Origin of the sequence: Mesorhizobium sp. M7A.F.Ca.ET.027.02.1.1 (assembly GCF_004022985.1) — a bacterium.
Lineage (GTDB): Bacteria > Pseudomonadota > Alphaproteobacteria > Rhizobiales > Rhizobiaceae > Mesorhizobium.
This window is the reverse complement of the sequence record NZ_RZOL01000921.1, coordinates 1-498: the sequence shown is the minus strand read 5'-3', so window position 1 is coordinate 498 and position 498 is coordinate 1. Positions and strand designations below refer to the sequence as shown.

The following is a 498-nucleotide window of genomic DNA, read 5'->3' as shown; positions in this document are numbered from 1 at the left end:
CGTCCAAGGAGTTTCGGTTTGTCAGGGAGACGGCAAAGGAAAGCCGCGCGTTTCTTGTGAAGCATGCGTCGGATTCGATCGTCGCCAAACTCGACCTTTCGACGATGCCGGACCTGGTGAGGGTCCTGTCGGGCAACGAAAAAACCGTTCGTGAGTGTGAGGAGCTGCGCAAGCGCTATGGCGAAGAGCCGACCGCGTGGCTCCCCTATTTTTGTGGATGGGAGACGGAAGCGGATGAGCAGGCAGCTTAGAGCCGGCCCGACGGCCGTATTGTTCGCAACGGCCGTGACGGCGCCGATGCTCATCGCCCCGAGCATTGGTCTGGCACAAATCGCTGTTGAAGACGATCCCAACCTCGTCGAGCGGAAAAAAGATGAGTTCCAGAACGACAGTTCCAATGAGGACAAGAAGTCTGAAACTGGACAGCGCAAGGCCGTCGTCTGCACCTATTCGAACAAATACCGGAACGAAATGTTCCGGTATTTGTTCGAATAGGTG

General features: G+C 56.2%; 1 protein-coding gene and 1 pseudogene. Both read left to right on the top strand.

The window, feature by feature from the left end; translation table 11 throughout:
- Nucleotides 1-251: pseudogene (locus tag EN749_RS38125) on the top strand (type VI secretion protein); the annotation flags it as partial.
- Nucleotides 235-495 (top strand): hypothetical protein, encoded by a 261-nt coding sequence (locus tag EN749_RS37020; RefSeq protein ID WP_128365141.1) that lies wholly within the window; start codon nucleotides 235-237, stop codon nucleotides 493-495. The pseudogene EN749_RS38125 and the gene EN749_RS37020, both read left to right, overlap by 17 nt.
- The last annotated feature ends 3 nt before the right edge of the window (nucleotides 496-498 follow it).

Bases quoted from the DNA above. Each gene is read 5' to 3' on its own strand.
- EN749_RS37020 (WP_128365141.1), top strand. From the start codon at position 235: ATGAGCAGGCAGCTTAGAGCCGGCCCGACGGCCGTATTGTTCGCAACG.